We start from the raw sequence: 14,787 nt of genomic DNA on the forward strand, positions 1-14,787 counted from the left end.
CGAATGTTGGCGCTCGGGTCCAACTTCCACTTGCCTGAACTTCGTGCAGATGCGTAGCTTCGCGGCACCGGGGCTAATCGTAATTCTGGTCAGTGACGTTGCCCCGCTGCGTTGCTGTCATCCTGGGACTGCTGGTCCAATTGGCCCGGCTCCACGCGGAAAGCGCGACCGCATCGCGCCGCAAGGTACCCACCATGACGTCTCTGTCTGAGCTTTCTATTTTGATCGTCGACACGAATGGCGAAGCTGCATTCGAGCTGCGGCAGTCTTTTATTGCTGCGGGCGCGAAGGCCCACGTCGTCGAAAGTCTGGCGTTCGCCGAACGGCTTCTTGACGCAAAGAGCATCGACGCCGTCGTGCTTCCCTATTCGCACAGCCCCCAAACCGTCGCGTTCTGCAGGATGCTCGCGGCACGGAATGTCCCGTCGGTCTTTACGTCGGAACCGCCGGCGCGTTACCCGACACGGCAGCAGATGTCCCGCGCGATCATCGCGGTCAAGGGGCTGATCGCCGAGCACGACGTCCAGACCTATCAGTCCATCAACTAGGGCAAGAGAGACGCCCGGCGTCGCAAGGGCGCCTCGGTTCTTATAGACGTGCAAAAAATGAAAACGCCCTCGCGCGCAAGCGCAGGGCGTTTTTTATGACTGGCCGACGTCGTTGCGAGCGCCGAACTATTCGTCGTCCTCATCTGGGACGGCTTCATTCTCATCCTCGCGTTCGTCGTCGGAATCGTCGTCGTCGCCCGGATACGTTGGAACTTCCTCGGGCTCTCCCGGCTCCTGCTCGGGAATCGGGGTGAGGGCATCGGGATCGAATTCCTCTGGCTCCACGACTTGCGATTTGCGTCTGTCCATGGGTTTCCTCAATCTTGAAAAGCTTATCGCAATGGGTCACTCATGTCGGCCGACGGGTCAATGGGTAATCGCGTCCGACGACTCTGTCACGCGAGCCGCATAAGCATGGCGTCGTCGGCACCGACCTCCGACAGGACATTTGCGACGAACGCGTCATCGCCGCCCGCAACAATATGAGTGAATTTCACGCTCTTGATTGGGCTCGAACCCGTGGCGTCGCCTGACGCGATCAGGCGGAACCTCGCGCGATTGAAAACGCCGTCGTCGAAGATCTCGGTCATCGCCGGACATTCGAAGTAATAATACTGTCGCTGCTCCTCGATCGTATCGATGAAGATCGAACCGAGCGCTTCCATAATGGCCCGCCTGTTATGGTAGGTCGGGCTGCATGCAATGAAGATATTCATGACGTGCGGCGGCTGATGATGCTGGCTCATATTAAACATTTCCGAATTAATGCCGGAACCCGAACGCCCCTCGAACCATTTTGCGAGTTGCGGACGAAGGGCATGAACGCGCGCGTCCGGCAATATAGCGAAGGCACATAGCGGCGAAGTTGGTGTTAAGGCGAGAAGAAAGATCATCCCACCGGCTTGCCAAGGTGTCGCGCGGGCAGTCGGAGGCTGGCCCTCTCATGCTCGATAAGACCAGAAGTGCCATAAAAGCCTGAAACTATCGAGGAGCATCGCCGTGGACAATCGTATCTCACAATTGGAGCGTGCATTCGAACTCGCAAACTCTGGCAGTTGCGCCACGGTCGCGGAGATCAAGCGAAAGCTGCGCGAAGAAGGATATATGGATGATCAGGTGGAGGGACCTTTATTGTTCGGCCAGCTGAATACGCTCATGAAAAAATCACTACGTCAGTCCGAGTCTGGATCGGACTCGAGCCCAGCTTGACTGTTTCATCATCAAAAGCGTTGAGCCGGTCTTGAACGGCAACGATCGGAACTCTACCGATCCGAGCCCGTTGCTCGATCTCTGCCTTCGGATAGAAGCAAGGATCGAAAATGATGCGCAACGTGAGGCGAACGTATTGGCTGATTTTATCGGGCGGGTTGATGGCTGCGGCGTCGGTATCAAATGCGCAAGAACCATCGCAGACCCCAATACAAAAGGCCGACGAAGCTCCTTCGAAAAAATCCGGTGAGGTGCCGTTGAGCAAGAAGCTCAACGAGAATGATGGCGTCTTAAAGCCGCCGAGCGGCATCGACCCCGAAATCCATCAGCCGCCGCCTGCAAAGACCGGAGACAAAATGCCGGTGATCATTCCGCCCGGAGAGCCGGGCGGCGATCAGAGTATTCAGCCGAAGTGAGGTGTTCCATTGGAGGAAGCTTCACTCAATTCGCGCCGAACCACTTCTGATAGATTTGCGCGTAGGTACCGTTTTCGCGTAATTCGAGCAGGGCTTCATCGACTTTCTTTCGCAGCGGACTGCCTTCGGCGAAGACGATGCCGTAATCCTCTTTTCTGAAGACGGCGCCGGCGGTCTGCACGCGTCCCTTGCCTTCGTGCTCCGCGAAATAGAGGATGACGGGCGCATCGAAGACAACGGCGTCCGCCGTCCCGTCGAGCAGCGCTCGGTAGGCGGCGTCGATCGCGGCGAACTCTTGCACGCGCGCGTGCTGTCCCTTGAGGAACGTCGCCGCGGTGCTTCCAAGCGTTGTCGCAACGCGTTTGCCCGGCAAGTCATCTGGGCCATTGATGTCGCCTTGGATTTGCTCGACCGTCAGTGCCGCCGTAAGCTGCGCCGTGTAGTACGCGACGAAGATCACGCCCGTGAACATCCAGAGGACGGCCACGACGCGCGCGAGCCACTGGCGAGGCATCTGGTCCGCTTGCGTCGCCAGCGTTCCCGCGGCCCACCACAGGGCATGGAATATCCCGGGAAAATATCCGCGCTCCGGAATGATGCCGCCCGGCGCCCGGCGTTCCAGAAACCATATGATATGCGCGGGGACGACGATCAAAACCGCCGCAATGCCCAGCCAGACGAGGATGACCGGCGAAAGCAGAAGGCGCATGAATCCTTGAAGCGGATTGGGTGCGCCCTGATCGGACTTGCCTCGCACCAGGATCTGCAATCCCGCTCCAAGCATAGGTTGCGAGAAATCGAATGTCTTGTCGCGATCGGCGGTAATCGAGATGGCCGCCACACCGACGTCCGCTTTACCCTCATGGACAGACGCCAACAGGCTGTCGATGTCGGGCATCTCGGCGAAATCTGATCGCACCCCCAGGCGGTCCGCGACGGCATTCCAGAGGTCGATGCTGAATCCCGTCAGCCGGCCATTGTCCTTTTGAACAAGAGGGGCGACGGTCCTCGTGGCGACGTGAAGAGTGATTGGCGTCTCGGCCGCTCCAGCCGACGGCAATATCGGGACGAAAGCGGCCAGTAACGTGATGATGAACAACCGCACCGATCGTGCCATCATTGCGCCTCGCCTGGAAATTTGATGCAAACCCCAAAGGGTCGCGAAGCGTTTACCCAAAGGTGAGCCGGATGGCTACGCTCAGACAGTAGTAGAGAGCACGTTTGCACTTTACTTTTCAGTAAGCTCGCCGCGTGCGAATTGACGATTCTGGGCGCTAGAGCTGTCATACCATCCGTCTGCCGACGATGTTGCGCATCGTGTTTTCGGTCGGCTTGGAAACCTCAAGGAGGAAGCGATGAGAATTGTACTTGCGGCTTTAATCGGCGTTTGTCTGTGTGGCGCGGCTCTCGCCGACGACGCGACGTGCAGCGCCACGGCGAAAGATAAGAAACTCGCGGGCGCCGCGCTGAAGAGCTTCATGACAAAATGCGAAAAGGATGCGACGGCGAAATGCTCTGCAGGTGCCAAGGAGAAGAAACTCCACGGCGCCGCCGAAACGAGCTTTACCAAAAAGTGCGTCAAGGACGCGACCGGCCCCTGATGGCACCAGCCTGCGATCCGTCGGCCACAACGCAAAAACATCCGCCCTGGGAACAACGTTTGCGAAACCGCGTTCTCAGGGCGTAGCTGTGCCGGTGCGAGCGGTAAGAACTTTGAGCCGGTGAAGCTACGTGCTTTCGCCCGCTTTTGGTTTCGCAAAACATGACGGATACAAGTTCCCGCCTTTCAGCTGAGTCCGCACCAACGGCAGGCTCCGCGCAAACGTGGCAGCAAAGGATTTTGCACTCGTTTTCGGAGTTCGCCGGTTGGTCGGCGCTGCTGATCGGTTCGGCATCGGCATTTGTCGTCGCGACCCTATCGGTGATCGCCTGGGCGGCGACCGGGCCGCTTTTCCATTATTCCGATACTTGGCAACTCGTCATAAACACCGGCACGACGCTGGTGACGTTTCTTGCCGTTTTCCTCATCCAGCACAGTCAAAACAAGGACGGAAGAGCAATACAGCTTAAGCTTGATGAACTGATCCGCAGCACGCGGAGCGCCCGCAATATTCTCATAGATCTTGAGCATTGCACCGACGAAGAGATGGAAAAGCTCCAGGACGAATTCGCGAAGCGAAGACGTACGTGAGGCGCAAGATACATGGCGAAATGCCTCTAGCGTCGCACAGCGAAACTTAAGTACATGCCAGCGCGTTGTACACCTCGACTTTCTCAGGAGAACGACGATGCACCCCGCAATGGCTGTATGGATCTGGTCGATGGCAATGGCGCGAGCATGGCAAGGTTCGGCGTGGGCGTCGATCGAATTACCAAACGCGCTCGGCGAACGCGGCACTATCCGCACCGAGCCTGAGCAGCGCTTTGTGCGTGCCGATCAATACCTGCATTCGGAAATCGCTACAGATCCGCTTCCCGATACCCTCCTCGATCGGCTCGCCGATCTCTATTGGACGGAACGCGACGCTGATCTCGCGATCTGACGCGGTCCTATCGGCGAGACAGTTGATCGACCTTATGTTGTTGTCCCTTCGGCGCAGTCTCATCGCGTAACTTTTCGAGCAGCGTAGCCAGCCGTGGCGGCAGGGCGTCAACTTTCTCCGACAAAATCGCTTTGAGTTCAGGTGCCGCCTGCCGCTGGAAATGAAACATCCAGTCATCGATATCTCGCACCAAACCATCCCTTCATTGTTTCTTGTGTGCTGGGTCGGATTGCTAACGTGTCCATACGAGCGGCGTTCCCCCGTACTTTTGAAGTGCGGCAGTGCGGTCACTACTGCCCACGATCCGGACGCCGTGATCATTGTGGCGCAGAGTGAGCCCTCGCGTCCGTTTGATCGCGTCGTCAGATTCCACGGGCTTAACATGCCGAAATCGAATGTGACGACTTGCTGTCACTCCGCTGCCGCAATCCGCTCCGAGAACGGTCCGCAACGCACAAAGTGGGGTGTGGGTCATGGACACCGACAGCGCAGCTGAACGCATCGTCAAGGGTTTGAATGTTATTCGCGGGGAGGCGTCGCGCCTCGATTCCGCACGGGCCGAAGGCAAATCGTTTGAGGCTAAACTCGCACTCAAAACGATTAAAGACGAGTGCTTCGATCTTCGCCGGCTTCTTCACGAGTTGCAGGACGCCGGCAGGATCGATTGAGTTTGGCTGCTGCAACTGGGAACCTGTTCCAACGACGTCCGTTAGCAAAGGAGATCGGACAACGGAGGTGGGCTATGAGCAAGAAGGCCGTAAATCAGGTCTACGACGTTTTGAAAGCTGTCTATGATCTGGAAAAGGAGTTGAAGTCGGCGCCCGTGCATTTTGCCGTCGATGATCCCGAAGAGTGCTCACGCCATTTGAAAGAGGCCCGTCGTCAACTCCATCGCGTCCTAGATGAAGTTTACGCCTCCGATTTTCGCAGTCGCAAACACGCGGCGTGACGATAATTTAATATCGACCAGATTAGCCACATGGGTAGCGGTGCGTCCGTTCGTCGATGCTTTCGGACGATGCCGCGTTTGTGATAATCGCCGAGCACACTCGCACGATTGCGATCCCGCCTACATTGAACAATATATCTCACACGCGCGTTGTGACGACGGCCGTCATAGGTCACGGCGAGAGGTGAGATCAAATGTCGAAGCAGAAATTCGCATTGGCTTTGGGCGGAGGAGCCGCGCGGGGATGGGCGCATATTGGCATTTTGCGTGGGCTGGCCGAGGCGGGGTTGGAGCCGGAAATCGTCGTCGGCACATCGATTGGCGCCATCGTTGGCGGTCATTACGCAGCCGGCCGATTGGGCATGCTTGAGGATTTCGCCCGCGAGCTGACGCGTCGTCGGGTGTTCAGCTTCCTGGACTTGAGCGTATCCGGCTCGGGACTTATTGCCGGGCAAAGGCTCTTTGCCCGCTTCGAAGATCACTTGAGCGGACTTAAGATCGAAGATCTTCAAACGCGGTTTGCCGCGATCGCTACCGATCTGTCGACCGGACAGGAAGTTTGGTTGCGCCGCGGTAGCGTGACGGATGTGGTTCGCGCGTCGTCGGCAATTCCCGGTATCGTGAAGCCGGTATCGCTGAATGGGCGATGGCTGGTCGATGGCTGTCTCGTCAACCCTGTGCCGGTCTCCGTGTGCCGCGCTTTGGGGGCGCGCATCGTCGTCGGAGTGAATCTGACATCAGAGTTTGGCCGTGGCGGGATTTGCATCGGCGATGAGGAAGACGACTTGGCAGAGGAGATCATCTCCGACGAAGCGCCGATCACGCGTTGGAACGGGCGCGGAGCGTTCCAGCTCTTGCATCGTCAGTTGTTCGGCCGCGACGACGGCGCGCCGGGAATAACTTCCGTGATTTTAAACTCGTTCAGCATCTTCCATGACCGAATCGCGAGAGCCCGCCTGATGGGCGACCCTCCGGATCTGCTTGTAACTCCAGATCTTGCCGATATCGGCGTTCTCGATTTTCACCGCGCCGACGAAATGATCGCGAGCGGGAAGGCATCCATCGAGCCGCATATCCCGATGATTGAGCGCCAGCTCAATTCGCCGCCGCCGGCGTCGGTCAACACCCGACTATTCGCGGGCCGAACCTCGATCACATAATCCGCGCAGTGAGAATATTTACTTTATTCTCCCACACAACGTGCGCGGGCGTGAGTTCCGATGTCAGTGTACGGCACATCGCCACGCCTAAGAAACCGTTTCGCGCTGTCGAGCGTCTACTCGACGTAGCTTTGTCTGCACGGAGCATCGAGAATTTCCAATGAGTGGTCGAGCGTCTCAATGTTGGTAGCAACGACGATACAGGACGTTAGAGATTTCGCCGTGACGAAGCATGGCAGCCAAGTGCGTAAACATGACGGAAGGCCGTACATTGCGCACCTGGATGGCGTCGCGGCAATCCTTGCGGAGTACGGCTATAAGACTCCGGAAATCATCGCCGCCGCGTTCCTTCACGACACGTTGGAGAAAAGCGATACGACCATCGAAGAGTTGATCGCCGCGTTCGGCATGCCGGTCGCGGAACTTGTTTACTGGCTCACGGATAAGGAAACCGGTAGCCGGGAAACTGTCGCCTTGCAGGCGGCGTGGCGTCTTTCGCGGGCGCCTTGGAACGCCAAGCTCATCAAGCTCGCCGACATCATCGATAATGGTACCGCCATCGGCATGCACAATCCGAGTTTTGGTCCAACCTTCCTCGACGAAAAGCGGCTTCAATTGAAAAAGATGGCCGAGGTTGAGAGTAGCCGCATTCTTCGTCTCCCGCTCTTTCAGCGAGCTGCAATCGTGACGGAAGCCGCCTCGCTCTAAGCTAAGCTTCGCTTCGAGGGACCGTCTGACCGAATCTGTGCCTTATACGGCCGTGTGCGGAATGTCGCAGGAACGATTGCTGGTCTGAAATCGTATTGTTGATACCACGGTCACACACCTTCCCCCCGGGTGTATCCCCCGGCCGTGGTTAATCCCGGACACCCTGGCCGCCCCCCTCGGCCAGGGTGTTTTTTCTTTCGCGGGAGTTTAAGCGCCGGATGATCGGCGTGTTTGCTCGATCAGCGCCAAGCGCCGCAGCGGTTCGGCAATGATGTCCGGCAACACGGTGAAGTCCCGGTCGGACGTAAACAGTTTCCTAAGGCGCGGCACCGCGCGTTCCCTGAACTCCGCCACCCAGTCGTCGTGGGCGGGGTGGTTGACCTGCTGGAAATGGCCCATTCATCGTTCTTTCGGAATATGACCGGATTCAATCCGCATAGAATAAGCGAAAAGTCTTTCAAATCATTTGCCTGAAATCGGTTTCATTGCGGCGTTCGCGCAGCGCATCGAGACGGCTGTTAGGAATCCGGTGACGAACGCCACGGGCTCTGCTAGGACATCGCCCTTGATCCCGATCAGGGCGAGCGTCCGGTCGGGATCGTTGCATTTCAGTGGAAAGAGAACACCATGCCAAACATGTCGGACAACCGCCGCCGTCGCATTACGAACCGCCAGCGGAAGATGGAAAATTTGAAGAAGCGCACTGATAAGGCTGCAAAGAAAGAGCGTAACAAGGCCTAAGCTCAGGCCGTTCTGCCGCTGCGCCATGCATCATGGCTGCCAGTTGAACGGCTCATTCTTTTCAAGCACCGCAACAAGCCTCGCAACCGCCGAGGCATGTTGATCCAAACGCTGCTCCAGCGCGACCGTCATGCTGGCCTTCACGGTTTGAGGCCAGCTTGTCGCATCAATCAAATTGAGCTCGATCGAGAGCTCGGTCATGATTTCGTTGTGCCAATAAAGAGCATCCGCCACCGTATACGCGTCTAGCGCTTTCTCTTGGCATATCTCGAGATATTCGCTGGCTCTCATCATCTGTCCCGGGCCGCCGGTTGCTGCCTTTTTCGTTGGGCTGGGCAGACGGTTTCGCCGCGCTGTAATGGCGTTCAAAAATGCGTGGACATCGAGACTGGCGATCAGTCGGCGCACCAGTGACGACGATCGGGTATTTTCGGCCTTAGGCAGAGGTTCGCCGTCGTTCGCCGCCATCGCGACGCTCTCCGCAAATGAATCCAAAGACATTGCCAAAGACACTGCAAGACCGTGTCCCGGCGGCAGACGCTCAAAACCCGACGATCTTAAATGCTTCCGCATTTTCGGATTCCAAGACGCCCCATAACGGCATTTTGTTCCACTCCCGATCACAATTCCAAACGTGACGCGAAATGCGGAACCTCTCGCTCCTGGGGGGCGTTGAATGCACACAACACAGGAGGTTTATCATGAATTGGGATCGCGTCGAAGGCAACTGGAAGCAGTTCAGCGGCAAGGTGAAGGAGAAGTGGGGTCAATTGACCGATGATGATATCGCGCAGGTCAACGGCAACCGGGAGCAGCTCGAAGGCATTCTTCAAAAGCGCTACGGCTATGCCAAGGACCAGGCCAAGCAGGAGCTTGACCGCTGGTCGGACTCTCTTTGACGTAGATAACGGCAGCATAAGAAGGAAAGGCCCAAAAAATGGGCCTTTCTTTTTGTCTCCAGCGCTTAGAATAACGGCGTGAATGCGCGATTCTTAGTGCCCGAGGACATAGCCATGGCCGAAAAGTTCTACGCGGAAATTCTCACCCGCTCCGAGCGCGATCTCGCGAACGAACGGATCGAAATTTCACTCTGCGATGCCGCCGGTAAGTGCATGACGATTTCGCTCGGGACGAATGCAGCCGCAGCCCTCGCGTCGGTTCTCGGCGACCATGCGGATAGGCGCGGCACCGACATTACGAAAATCCCGGACAATTTCGCCGTCGGCCGCGGTCGCCACGAGCCCGTCGTCATGCTGCGTTTCGAGAATGATCCGGCCTATGGCCTGACTGCCGATCAGGCCCTGGGGCTCGGCGAAGCGCTGATCGAGGAAGCGGAGACGATCACGACAAAAGTGAAATACCCGGCTCGGCAATAATTCCGCCGAGCCCCCCGGTCGAGGCCTAGAGCTGAACAATCTCAACGCGGAGGTTCGATGGGCCATCCCGCGTCGACGTATTTTTTGAACCAAGCGGTAAAGCACTGCGGGACGGCTGCTATCTGCCGGCGAATGACGTCCGGACTCGACCAGCTATAGCCGTCGCATTCGACGGGATTGGGCGCGACCACACCCTCATAGACGCCATGAAAGACGTGGACGAACTCGTGCTCGATCAGTCCGGCATCGAGTTCCGCGCGGTACGTGAATGTCCCGATTGCCGTCAGCGGGCAAATGATTTGCATTTCTTCGTTGAGGCGCCTCGACGCCGCCTCCGACGACGTTTCGCCCGGCCGCGGGTGTCCGCAGCAGGTGTTCGTCCACAGGCCGCCCGAGTGATACTTGTCGATCTGGCGGCGCTGCAGGAGCAGACGGCCCCTCGTGTCCCACACCATCACCGAAAATGCGCGGTGGAGCCGGCCCTCGCGGTGCGCGTCGAGCTTTTCAGCGATACCCGTTTCGTTGTCCTCGGTATCGACGAGGACGACCTCTTCTCGTAGCATGTTTCACAGCTCCCCCGACCGCCCCCATAACATATTACGCCGCGCCGAGGATAGCGGCCGAGAGCCGGCCGGAGAATTGGGGCGAGACGGCGCCGGTCTTCGTCAGCGCCGGAAAAAGGTCATCATGCGCGAAAAACTGAGCATGATTTCATCGGCAGGACGATCAAAAACATCGAGCGGAATCCGAATGATATTGCCCGGCGCCGCTATCCAGGGCAGGCGCATCAGAAAGCGGTAGGGCGGACGCCGCCGCCAATCGGCGATCAGCGCCTTGTCGAGCGGATCTTCAAGCATGACGCGTAGCTCGTTGCTTGTCGAGCCGCGGACGTCGACCGGCACCATCTCGATTTGCTTGATCGACCCCCAAGCCACAATCCCGAGACCCTCGGCGAAGATGCCATACTGCCCCGCGCCGATGCGGGGTTTCCCTGTTTCGAGCAGGGGAAAATTATAATAGGCAAATCCGAGAGCGAAAAGAGATAGCGCGATCAGAATGATATTGTCGATGGCCACGCCGATCGTCGCGAGGATCGCGCCTATGAGCGCGACGACGTAAACCGGAAATTGAATCTCCTCACGCTCGTAGGCCACCGTGTAGCCGTGCATGTCGTTCTGGCTCACGGAGACGTGCTTTCGATGCTGAGTTTCGATTGCCGTCAGTAGATCAAGGAATATGCCATCAGAGCCGGCAATCGCTAACCCTTTGGCGGGCTTTGGGCAATTCGCGAAACGCAGGAACTCATAGGGATTGAGCGCCACGGGCCTGCCCACGTCATAAGCCATCCGAGCCGTCGACGCCAGTTTTTGAGGCATCATTCCCGGGTTGGCTTCCCCTGCGATCGAGCGCTTTCACAACCTGCGTCCGTTCGCGTGTCTCCCATTGATTGCGATCGACATATATCCCGGTACACGGCCGTGCTACTATAGTAGGTGCTGTGCTGATAGCGCATTGTCGGATCGGTCAAAGGGGAGGCGTCGGATGATCCTAGGAATGGATATTTTCACATTTGTGCATGTCGCGCTGAGCCTGATTGGCATTGCCGCGGGCATCATCGTGTTTTTCGGCTTTATCGCCGACGGCCGGTTGCCGAGCCTGACCGCGCTGTTCCTATCCACCACGGTATTGACGAGCGTGACGGGCTTCGGCTTTCCGTTCACGAAGCTGCTGCCGTCGCACATTGTCGGCATCATCTCGCTCGTCGTTCTCGCTGCCGCGCTGTACGCGCTTTACGGTGCACGCCTATCGGGCGCTTGGAGATGGATCTACGTCGTGACGGCCTCGACGGCCCTCTATCTCAATGTTTTCGTGCTCATCGTTCAGCTCTTCCTGAAGGTGCCGGCACTTCACGCCTTGGCGCCGACGCAGGCCGAAGCGCCGTTCGTTGCCGCGCAGGCTATAACGATGGTTGCGTTTATAGTGCTTGGCTATTTTGCCGTTCGCCGCTTCAAGCCCGGCATCGGTGCTCCGGAGAGTGGCCTGCGCTCGGCGTGACACATCGGATACGCGGCAATGCTGGTGTTGCCGCGTCCTCCGGGGGAAGCGTTGCAGTATTGTTGACTCGCAGATAGATTGTCGGGTGGACAGCAACGTCCGCTCCGGATAATCGATCTCTGATGCGCCGCTACGTAAACCTTCTGATTGGCCTTGCATTCGCGGTGCGCAGCCTTCTGCCCGTGGGCTTCATGCTCGCGGTTACGCCAGACCACGGCGGCATGCCCCAGATTGTGATCTGTACCGGCCACGGCCCGCAGAGCTGGGTCTTGGATGAGAAGGGCGTTCCCCATCCATCCAAGTCGACAACTGACGACAAGAACACCTGCCCTTATGCGCCAGTCGGCGCGGCCAGCGTCGATCATGATGCGCCGCATCTGCTCACGCATACCGTTCGCTATGCCTCGGTCACTTACGCCATCGCGACCGAACTCTTCCGCGCGACTCCAAAACCCGGAGCGCAGTCGGCGCGCGGTCCTCCAGTCTCTCTGATCTGAACTATCGACAGCGTTTTCGTCGAGAACCGTCGCGACGCGCCTTAGGCCGTCTGCGAGCGCGATCTCGCAGGCATCAGATCATTTGGGAATATGCAAATGCAACTCTCGAGAGGCCGCGCGCACGCGGCATCCGGACCTATGCGCGTCATCACGGCGTGTTTCACCATTGCCTGCACCATCATAGCGCCGCTGTACGCTCGCGCCCAGGACGCCCATAATCCGGGAGCCGTTCAGATGCCCGACGTGACGGTGGAGCAAGCTCCCGCCGTCACCGCCCCAAAAGCGGCCGCGAAGCCAACGGCAAAGCCGAAGACGATCGCAAACGCCGCGAGGAAATCGCTGCCTGCCGCACCGGTACCGCCGGCTGAAGCCGTCGCAACGTCCGGGGCAGGTTCCGATTCACCACCGCTTATCGGCAATCCAGGAACGCCCTCCGCGGCCGTCGCTGGAGTTCCCGGTGCTTCAGGCCCTGGCGCCCAGACCGCAACCGGCGTCGACATGAAAGACTTCGACGATACGCCAGTATTCTCGGTGACGGACATCCTCCAGTCCGTGCCGGGCGTATCCTTGAAACAGGGGAACGGGCCGCGCGACGTCGGCATCTCGATCCGCGGCTCGAACGCGCGCAACGGCTTCGGCATTCGCAACATCGTCATTCTCGATGATGGGTTCCCCGTAACGCAGCCGGACGGCCTCTCGCGCAGCGACCTGATCGACCCTCATGCCTACGCCGGTGTTGACGTCTGGCGCGGGCCGTCGTCGGCGCTCTTCGGCAACTATGCGACGGGCGGGGCCATCAACTTCCGGACCAATCCCGGCGGCGTTATCGATGGCATCGAATACGGCGTCGACGTCGGCAGCTTCAATTACCTGAACAACTACGTGATCGGTGGCAAGAAGGGCGACAACTGGGAAGCGTCGGTCTTCACGAGCGACGTGCGCGGCGATGGCAACTTCGGCTACAGCGACTTCAACACCCAGACCGTCAACGCGCTGCTGACCTACAAACCGTCGTCCACGGATACGTTCACGTTCAAGTTCATCAACAACACTGTCGACACCGAACTGCCGTTCCGCACGTCGCTGAAGCAGTTCAATCAGAACCCATTCCAAAAAGGCTGCGCGACGTCGACGCCAGCTTCGATCGCGGCGGGATGTGCGGCGAACGTCTTTTCGGCGACGGGAAATACGTCGGCCGTCAATGGTGTGCTTCCGCCCGGCGCCGTTAGTCAAACGGCCGAGCAAGCAGGCGCAAACCGCGATGATCGCCGGACAGTCGGCGGTTTTCGCTGGGAGCACGCGTTCGACGCCGCGACGACCGGCCAAGTCCAGGTCGTCATCGATGACCGCAACATCAATCAGCCAACCGGAACGACGAGCGCCATCGGCGACTATCTCTCGTATAATGTCAGCAGCGGCGTAACGCGGCGATCAACGTTCGCTGGGCTGCCGACACTCGGATACCTCGGCGCGTTCTGGAACTATCTGCCCGTCGACGGCAGCACCTACAACGTCGCTCCTGGCGGCAATGCCAAGCTCGGACTTCTCCAATCCGAGCAAACCGGCTCGACGACAAACGTCGGCGCGCGTGCGCGCGAGGAAGTGAAGCTCACGGATGATTTTTCCGTCGTGGGGGGCGCCACCGTCGAACGAACGTCGCTCGACGGATCGCAACGCGGGTATGTTTATAACCCGAACGGCAGCATCAAATCGGTCAGCTTCGTTTCCGCCGATCGCGATATAACGAACGTCGCGCCGGAGCTTGGCGTCGTGTATACGCCGACCCGAGAATGGCAGTTGCGGTCGCGCGTCGGCACAGGATACGGAACGCCGCAATTTTCCAATCTCTTCATCACGCCCGGTGGCGTGCCCGGAAATAATACCGAACTGAAATCTCAGACCAACGTTGGCTTCGATGTCGGAGCCGATTGGACGCCGGCACCGGGTGTCGTGCTCAGCGTCACCGGATTCTATGAGTTCTTCAGGAACGAGCTTGTTTCGCAATCGGCAGGCCCCGGACTTCAAAACTTCACGTTCAACGCTCCTGCTTCCGAGCATCGCGGCATTGAAGCTTCCGCTGATGTTGCGTTGGGCCATGGCTTCCGGCTGACCGCGTCCTATACCCTCAACGATCAAATCTATACCGAATACTCGGAACGACTATCCGGCGCGGCATCCGCAGAGAGCCGTGACGGCAACAAGATCCCCGGCGTGTCGCCGAACGAAGCATCGGCCCGCTTGAGCTACGATTTAGCTCACGGGCCGTGGAAGGGTGTCGGCGCGTATGCCGAATACGAATGGAATGACAGCTTCTTCATGGAGAACGCCAACCTTCTCAAGGCTCCGGGCTACGAGCTGGTGAACGTCAATGTTCATTACAACAAGGAATTCAGCGCTGGGCCGATCAAGTCGCTGATGACGTATTTTGAGATCCAGAACGTCTTCGACGAAACCTATATCGCCTCGGCCAACAACATCACGGATCGGATCGGATCGACGGCTGCGAGTTTGGCCGAAACATCGGGCTCGATTTACGCGGGTTCGCCACGGACCTACTACGGCGGCATGAAACTGAGGTTTTAAGC

At 58.4% G+C, this 14,787-nt stretch carries 23 protein-coding genes; 15 read left to right on the plus strand and 8 right to left on the minus strand.

What is annotated here, in order from left to right; all coding sequences use genetic code 11:
- The first annotated feature begins 194 nt into the window (after nucleotides 1-194).
- Nucleotides 195-548: a hypothetical protein gene (locus WC811_RS16095; RefSeq protein ID WP_372646335.1), complete on the plus strand. Its 354-nt coding sequence runs from the start codon at nucleotides 195-197 to the stop codon at nucleotides 546-548.
- A 126-nt stretch (nucleotides 549-674) separates the two neighbouring features.
- On the opposite strand, the gene WC811_RS16100 is transcribed toward WC811_RS16095, so the two are convergent.
- Together WC811_RS16100 and WC811_RS16105 are read right to left on the minus strand one after the other, a co-directional pair.
- The gene (locus tag WC811_RS16100; RefSeq protein ID WP_372646336.1) at nucleotides 675-857 is read right to left on the minus strand and encodes a hypothetical protein; all 183 of its coding nucleotides are present in this window, start codon (nucleotides 855-857) and stop codon (nucleotides 675-677) included.
- An 86-nt stretch (nucleotides 858-943) separates the two neighbouring features.
- Nucleotides 944-1,294: a hypothetical protein gene (locus WC811_RS16105; RefSeq protein WP_372646337.1), complete on the minus strand. Its 351-nt coding sequence runs from the start codon at nucleotides 1,292-1,294 to the stop codon at nucleotides 944-946.
- 253 nt (nucleotides 1,295-1,547) lie between these two features.
- Here WC811_RS16105 and WC811_RS16110 point away from each other — a divergent pair, with 253 nt between their 5' ends.
- Together WC811_RS16110 and WC811_RS16115 are read left to right on the plus strand one after the other, a co-directional pair.
- The gene (locus WC811_RS16110; protein ID WP_372646338.1) at nucleotides 1,548-1,757 is read left to right on the plus strand and encodes a hypothetical protein; all 210 of its coding nucleotides are present in this window, start codon (nucleotides 1,548-1,550) and stop codon (nucleotides 1,755-1,757) included.
- 110 nt (nucleotides 1,758-1,867) lie between these two features.
- Nucleotides 1,868-2,173, plus strand: a complete 306-nt coding sequence (locus WC811_RS16115) for a hypothetical protein (RefSeq protein ID WP_372646339.1) — start codon at nucleotides 1,868-1,870, stop codon at nucleotides 2,171-2,173.
- Nucleotides 2,174-2,198: 25 nt separating this feature from the next.
- Here WC811_RS16115 and WC811_RS16120 read toward each other — a convergent pair whose 3' ends face one another.
- Nucleotides 2,199-3,293: a transporter substrate-binding domain-containing protein gene (locus tag WC811_RS16120; protein ID WP_372646340.1), complete on the minus strand. Its 1,095-nt coding sequence runs from the start codon at nucleotides 3,291-3,293 to the stop codon at nucleotides 2,199-2,201.
- A gap of 235 nt (nucleotides 3,294-3,528) precedes the next feature.
- On the opposite strand from WC811_RS16120, the gene WC811_RS16125 reads away from it, so the two are divergent.
- From WC811_RS16125 to WC811_RS16155, 7 genes are all read left to right on the plus strand, one after another.
- The gene (locus WC811_RS16125; RefSeq protein ID WP_372646341.1) at nucleotides 3,529-3,774 is read left to right on the plus strand and encodes a PsiF family protein; all 246 of its coding nucleotides are present in this window, start codon (nucleotides 3,529-3,531) and stop codon (nucleotides 3,772-3,774) included.
- A 239-nt stretch (nucleotides 3,775-4,013) separates the two neighbouring features.
- Nucleotides 4,014-4,364 carry a low affinity iron permease family protein gene (locus WC811_RS16130; protein WP_372646342.1) on the plus strand — a complete coding sequence of 117 codons (351 nt, stop codon included), beginning with the start codon at nucleotides 4,014-4,016 and terminating at the stop codon, nucleotides 4,362-4,364.
- Between the two features lie 97 nt (nucleotides 4,365-4,461).
- The gene (locus WC811_RS16135; RefSeq protein WP_372646343.1) at nucleotides 4,462-4,716 is read left to right on the plus strand and encodes a hypothetical protein; all 255 of its coding nucleotides are present in this window, start codon (nucleotides 4,462-4,464) and stop codon (nucleotides 4,714-4,716) included.
- A 473-nt stretch (nucleotides 4,717-5,189) separates the two neighbouring features.
- Complete coding sequence (locus WC811_RS16140; protein WP_372646344.1) at nucleotides 5,190-5,384, plus strand: hypothetical protein; 195 nt, start codon at nucleotides 5,190-5,192, stop codon at nucleotides 5,382-5,384.
- 74 nt (nucleotides 5,385-5,458) lie between these two features.
- Nucleotides 5,459-5,665, plus strand: coding sequence for a hypothetical protein (locus WC811_RS16145; protein WP_372646345.1), 207 nt, complete (start codon nucleotides 5,459-5,461; stop codon nucleotides 5,663-5,665).
- Nucleotides 5,666-5,859: 194 nt separating this feature from the next.
- Nucleotides 5,860-6,825 (plus strand): patatin-like phospholipase family protein, encoded by a 966-nt coding sequence (locus WC811_RS16150; protein WP_372646346.1) that lies wholly within the window; start codon nucleotides 5,860-5,862, stop codon nucleotides 6,823-6,825.
- A gap of 180 nt (nucleotides 6,826-7,005) precedes the next feature.
- On the plus strand, nucleotides 7,006-7,533 hold the full coding sequence (locus tag WC811_RS16155) for an HD domain-containing protein (protein WP_372646347.1): 528 nt from the start codon (nucleotides 7,006-7,008) through the stop codon (nucleotides 7,531-7,533).
- Between the two features lie 207 nt (nucleotides 7,534-7,740).
- Here the strand turns inward: WC811_RS16155 and WC811_RS16160 are convergent, their stop codons facing one another.
- The 3 genes from WC811_RS16160 to WC811_RS16170 form a co-directional block, all read right to left on the minus strand.
- Complete coding sequence (locus tag WC811_RS16160; protein WP_372646348.1) at nucleotides 7,741-7,932, minus strand: hypothetical protein; 192 nt, start codon at nucleotides 7,930-7,932, stop codon at nucleotides 7,741-7,743.
- Nucleotides 7,933-7,995: 63 nt separating this feature from the next.
- Nucleotides 7,996-8,301, minus strand: coding sequence for a hypothetical protein (locus tag WC811_RS16165; RefSeq protein ID WP_372646349.1), 306 nt, complete (start codon nucleotides 8,299-8,301; stop codon nucleotides 7,996-7,998).
- A 3-nt stretch (nucleotides 8,302-8,304) separates the two neighbouring features.
- The gene (locus WC811_RS16170; protein WP_372646350.1) at nucleotides 8,305-8,847 is read right to left on the minus strand and encodes a hypothetical protein; all 543 of its coding nucleotides are present in this window, start codon (nucleotides 8,845-8,847) and stop codon (nucleotides 8,305-8,307) included.
- 128 nt (nucleotides 8,848-8,975) lie between these two features.
- Between WC811_RS16170 and WC811_RS16175 the strand changes: the two genes are divergently transcribed.
- Together WC811_RS16175 and WC811_RS16180 are read left to right on the plus strand one after the other, a co-directional pair.
- Complete coding sequence (locus WC811_RS16175) at nucleotides 8,976-9,173, plus strand: CsbD family protein (RefSeq protein ID WP_372646351.1); 198 nt, start codon at nucleotides 8,976-8,978, stop codon at nucleotides 9,171-9,173.
- Nucleotides 9,174-9,287: 114 nt separating this feature from the next.
- Nucleotides 9,288-9,650 carry a hypothetical protein gene (locus WC811_RS16180; RefSeq protein ID WP_372646352.1) on the plus strand — a complete coding sequence of 121 codons (363 nt, stop codon included), beginning with the start codon at nucleotides 9,288-9,290 and terminating at the stop codon, nucleotides 9,648-9,650.
- Nucleotides 9,651-9,691: 41 nt separating this feature from the next.
- Here the strand turns inward: WC811_RS16180 and idi are convergent, their stop codons facing one another.
- Both idi and WC811_RS16190 read right to left on the minus strand, forming a co-directional pair.
- Nucleotides 9,692-10,213 carry an isopentenyl-diphosphate Delta-isomerase gene (idi, locus tag WC811_RS16185; RefSeq protein WP_372646353.1) on the minus strand — a complete coding sequence of 174 codons (522 nt, stop codon included), beginning with the start codon at nucleotides 10,211-10,213 and terminating at the stop codon, nucleotides 9,692-9,694.
- Between the two features lie 102 nt (nucleotides 10,214-10,315).
- The gene (locus WC811_RS16190; protein ID WP_372646354.1) at nucleotides 10,316-11,029 is read right to left on the minus strand and encodes a hypothetical protein; all 714 of its coding nucleotides are present in this window, start codon (nucleotides 11,027-11,029) and stop codon (nucleotides 10,316-10,318) included.
- Nucleotides 11,030-11,192: 163 nt separating this feature from the next.
- Between WC811_RS16190 and WC811_RS16195 the strand changes: the two genes are divergently transcribed.
- From WC811_RS16195 to WC811_RS16205, 3 genes are all read left to right on the plus strand, one after another.
- Nucleotides 11,193-11,705 (plus strand): hypothetical protein, encoded by a 513-nt coding sequence (locus WC811_RS16195; RefSeq protein ID WP_372646355.1) that lies wholly within the window; start codon nucleotides 11,193-11,195, stop codon nucleotides 11,703-11,705.
- A gap of 122 nt (nucleotides 11,706-11,827) precedes the next feature.
- A complete protein-coding gene (locus WC811_RS16200) occupies nucleotides 11,828-12,202 on the plus strand; it encodes a DUF2946 family protein (protein ID WP_372646356.1) in 375 nt (124 codons plus the stop codon).
- 90 nt (nucleotides 12,203-12,292) lie between these two features.
- Entirely contained in the window at nucleotides 12,293-14,785 is a 2,493-nt protein-coding gene (locus tag WC811_RS16205) for a TonB-dependent receptor family protein (protein ID WP_372646357.1), read from the plus strand.
- Nucleotides 14,786-14,787: the final 2 nt, after the last annotated feature.

It is taken from the genome of Hyphomicrobium sp., from assembly GCF_041659645.1.
GTDB lineage: Bacteria > Pseudomonadota > Alphaproteobacteria > Rhizobiales > Hyphomicrobiaceae > Hyphomicrobium_B.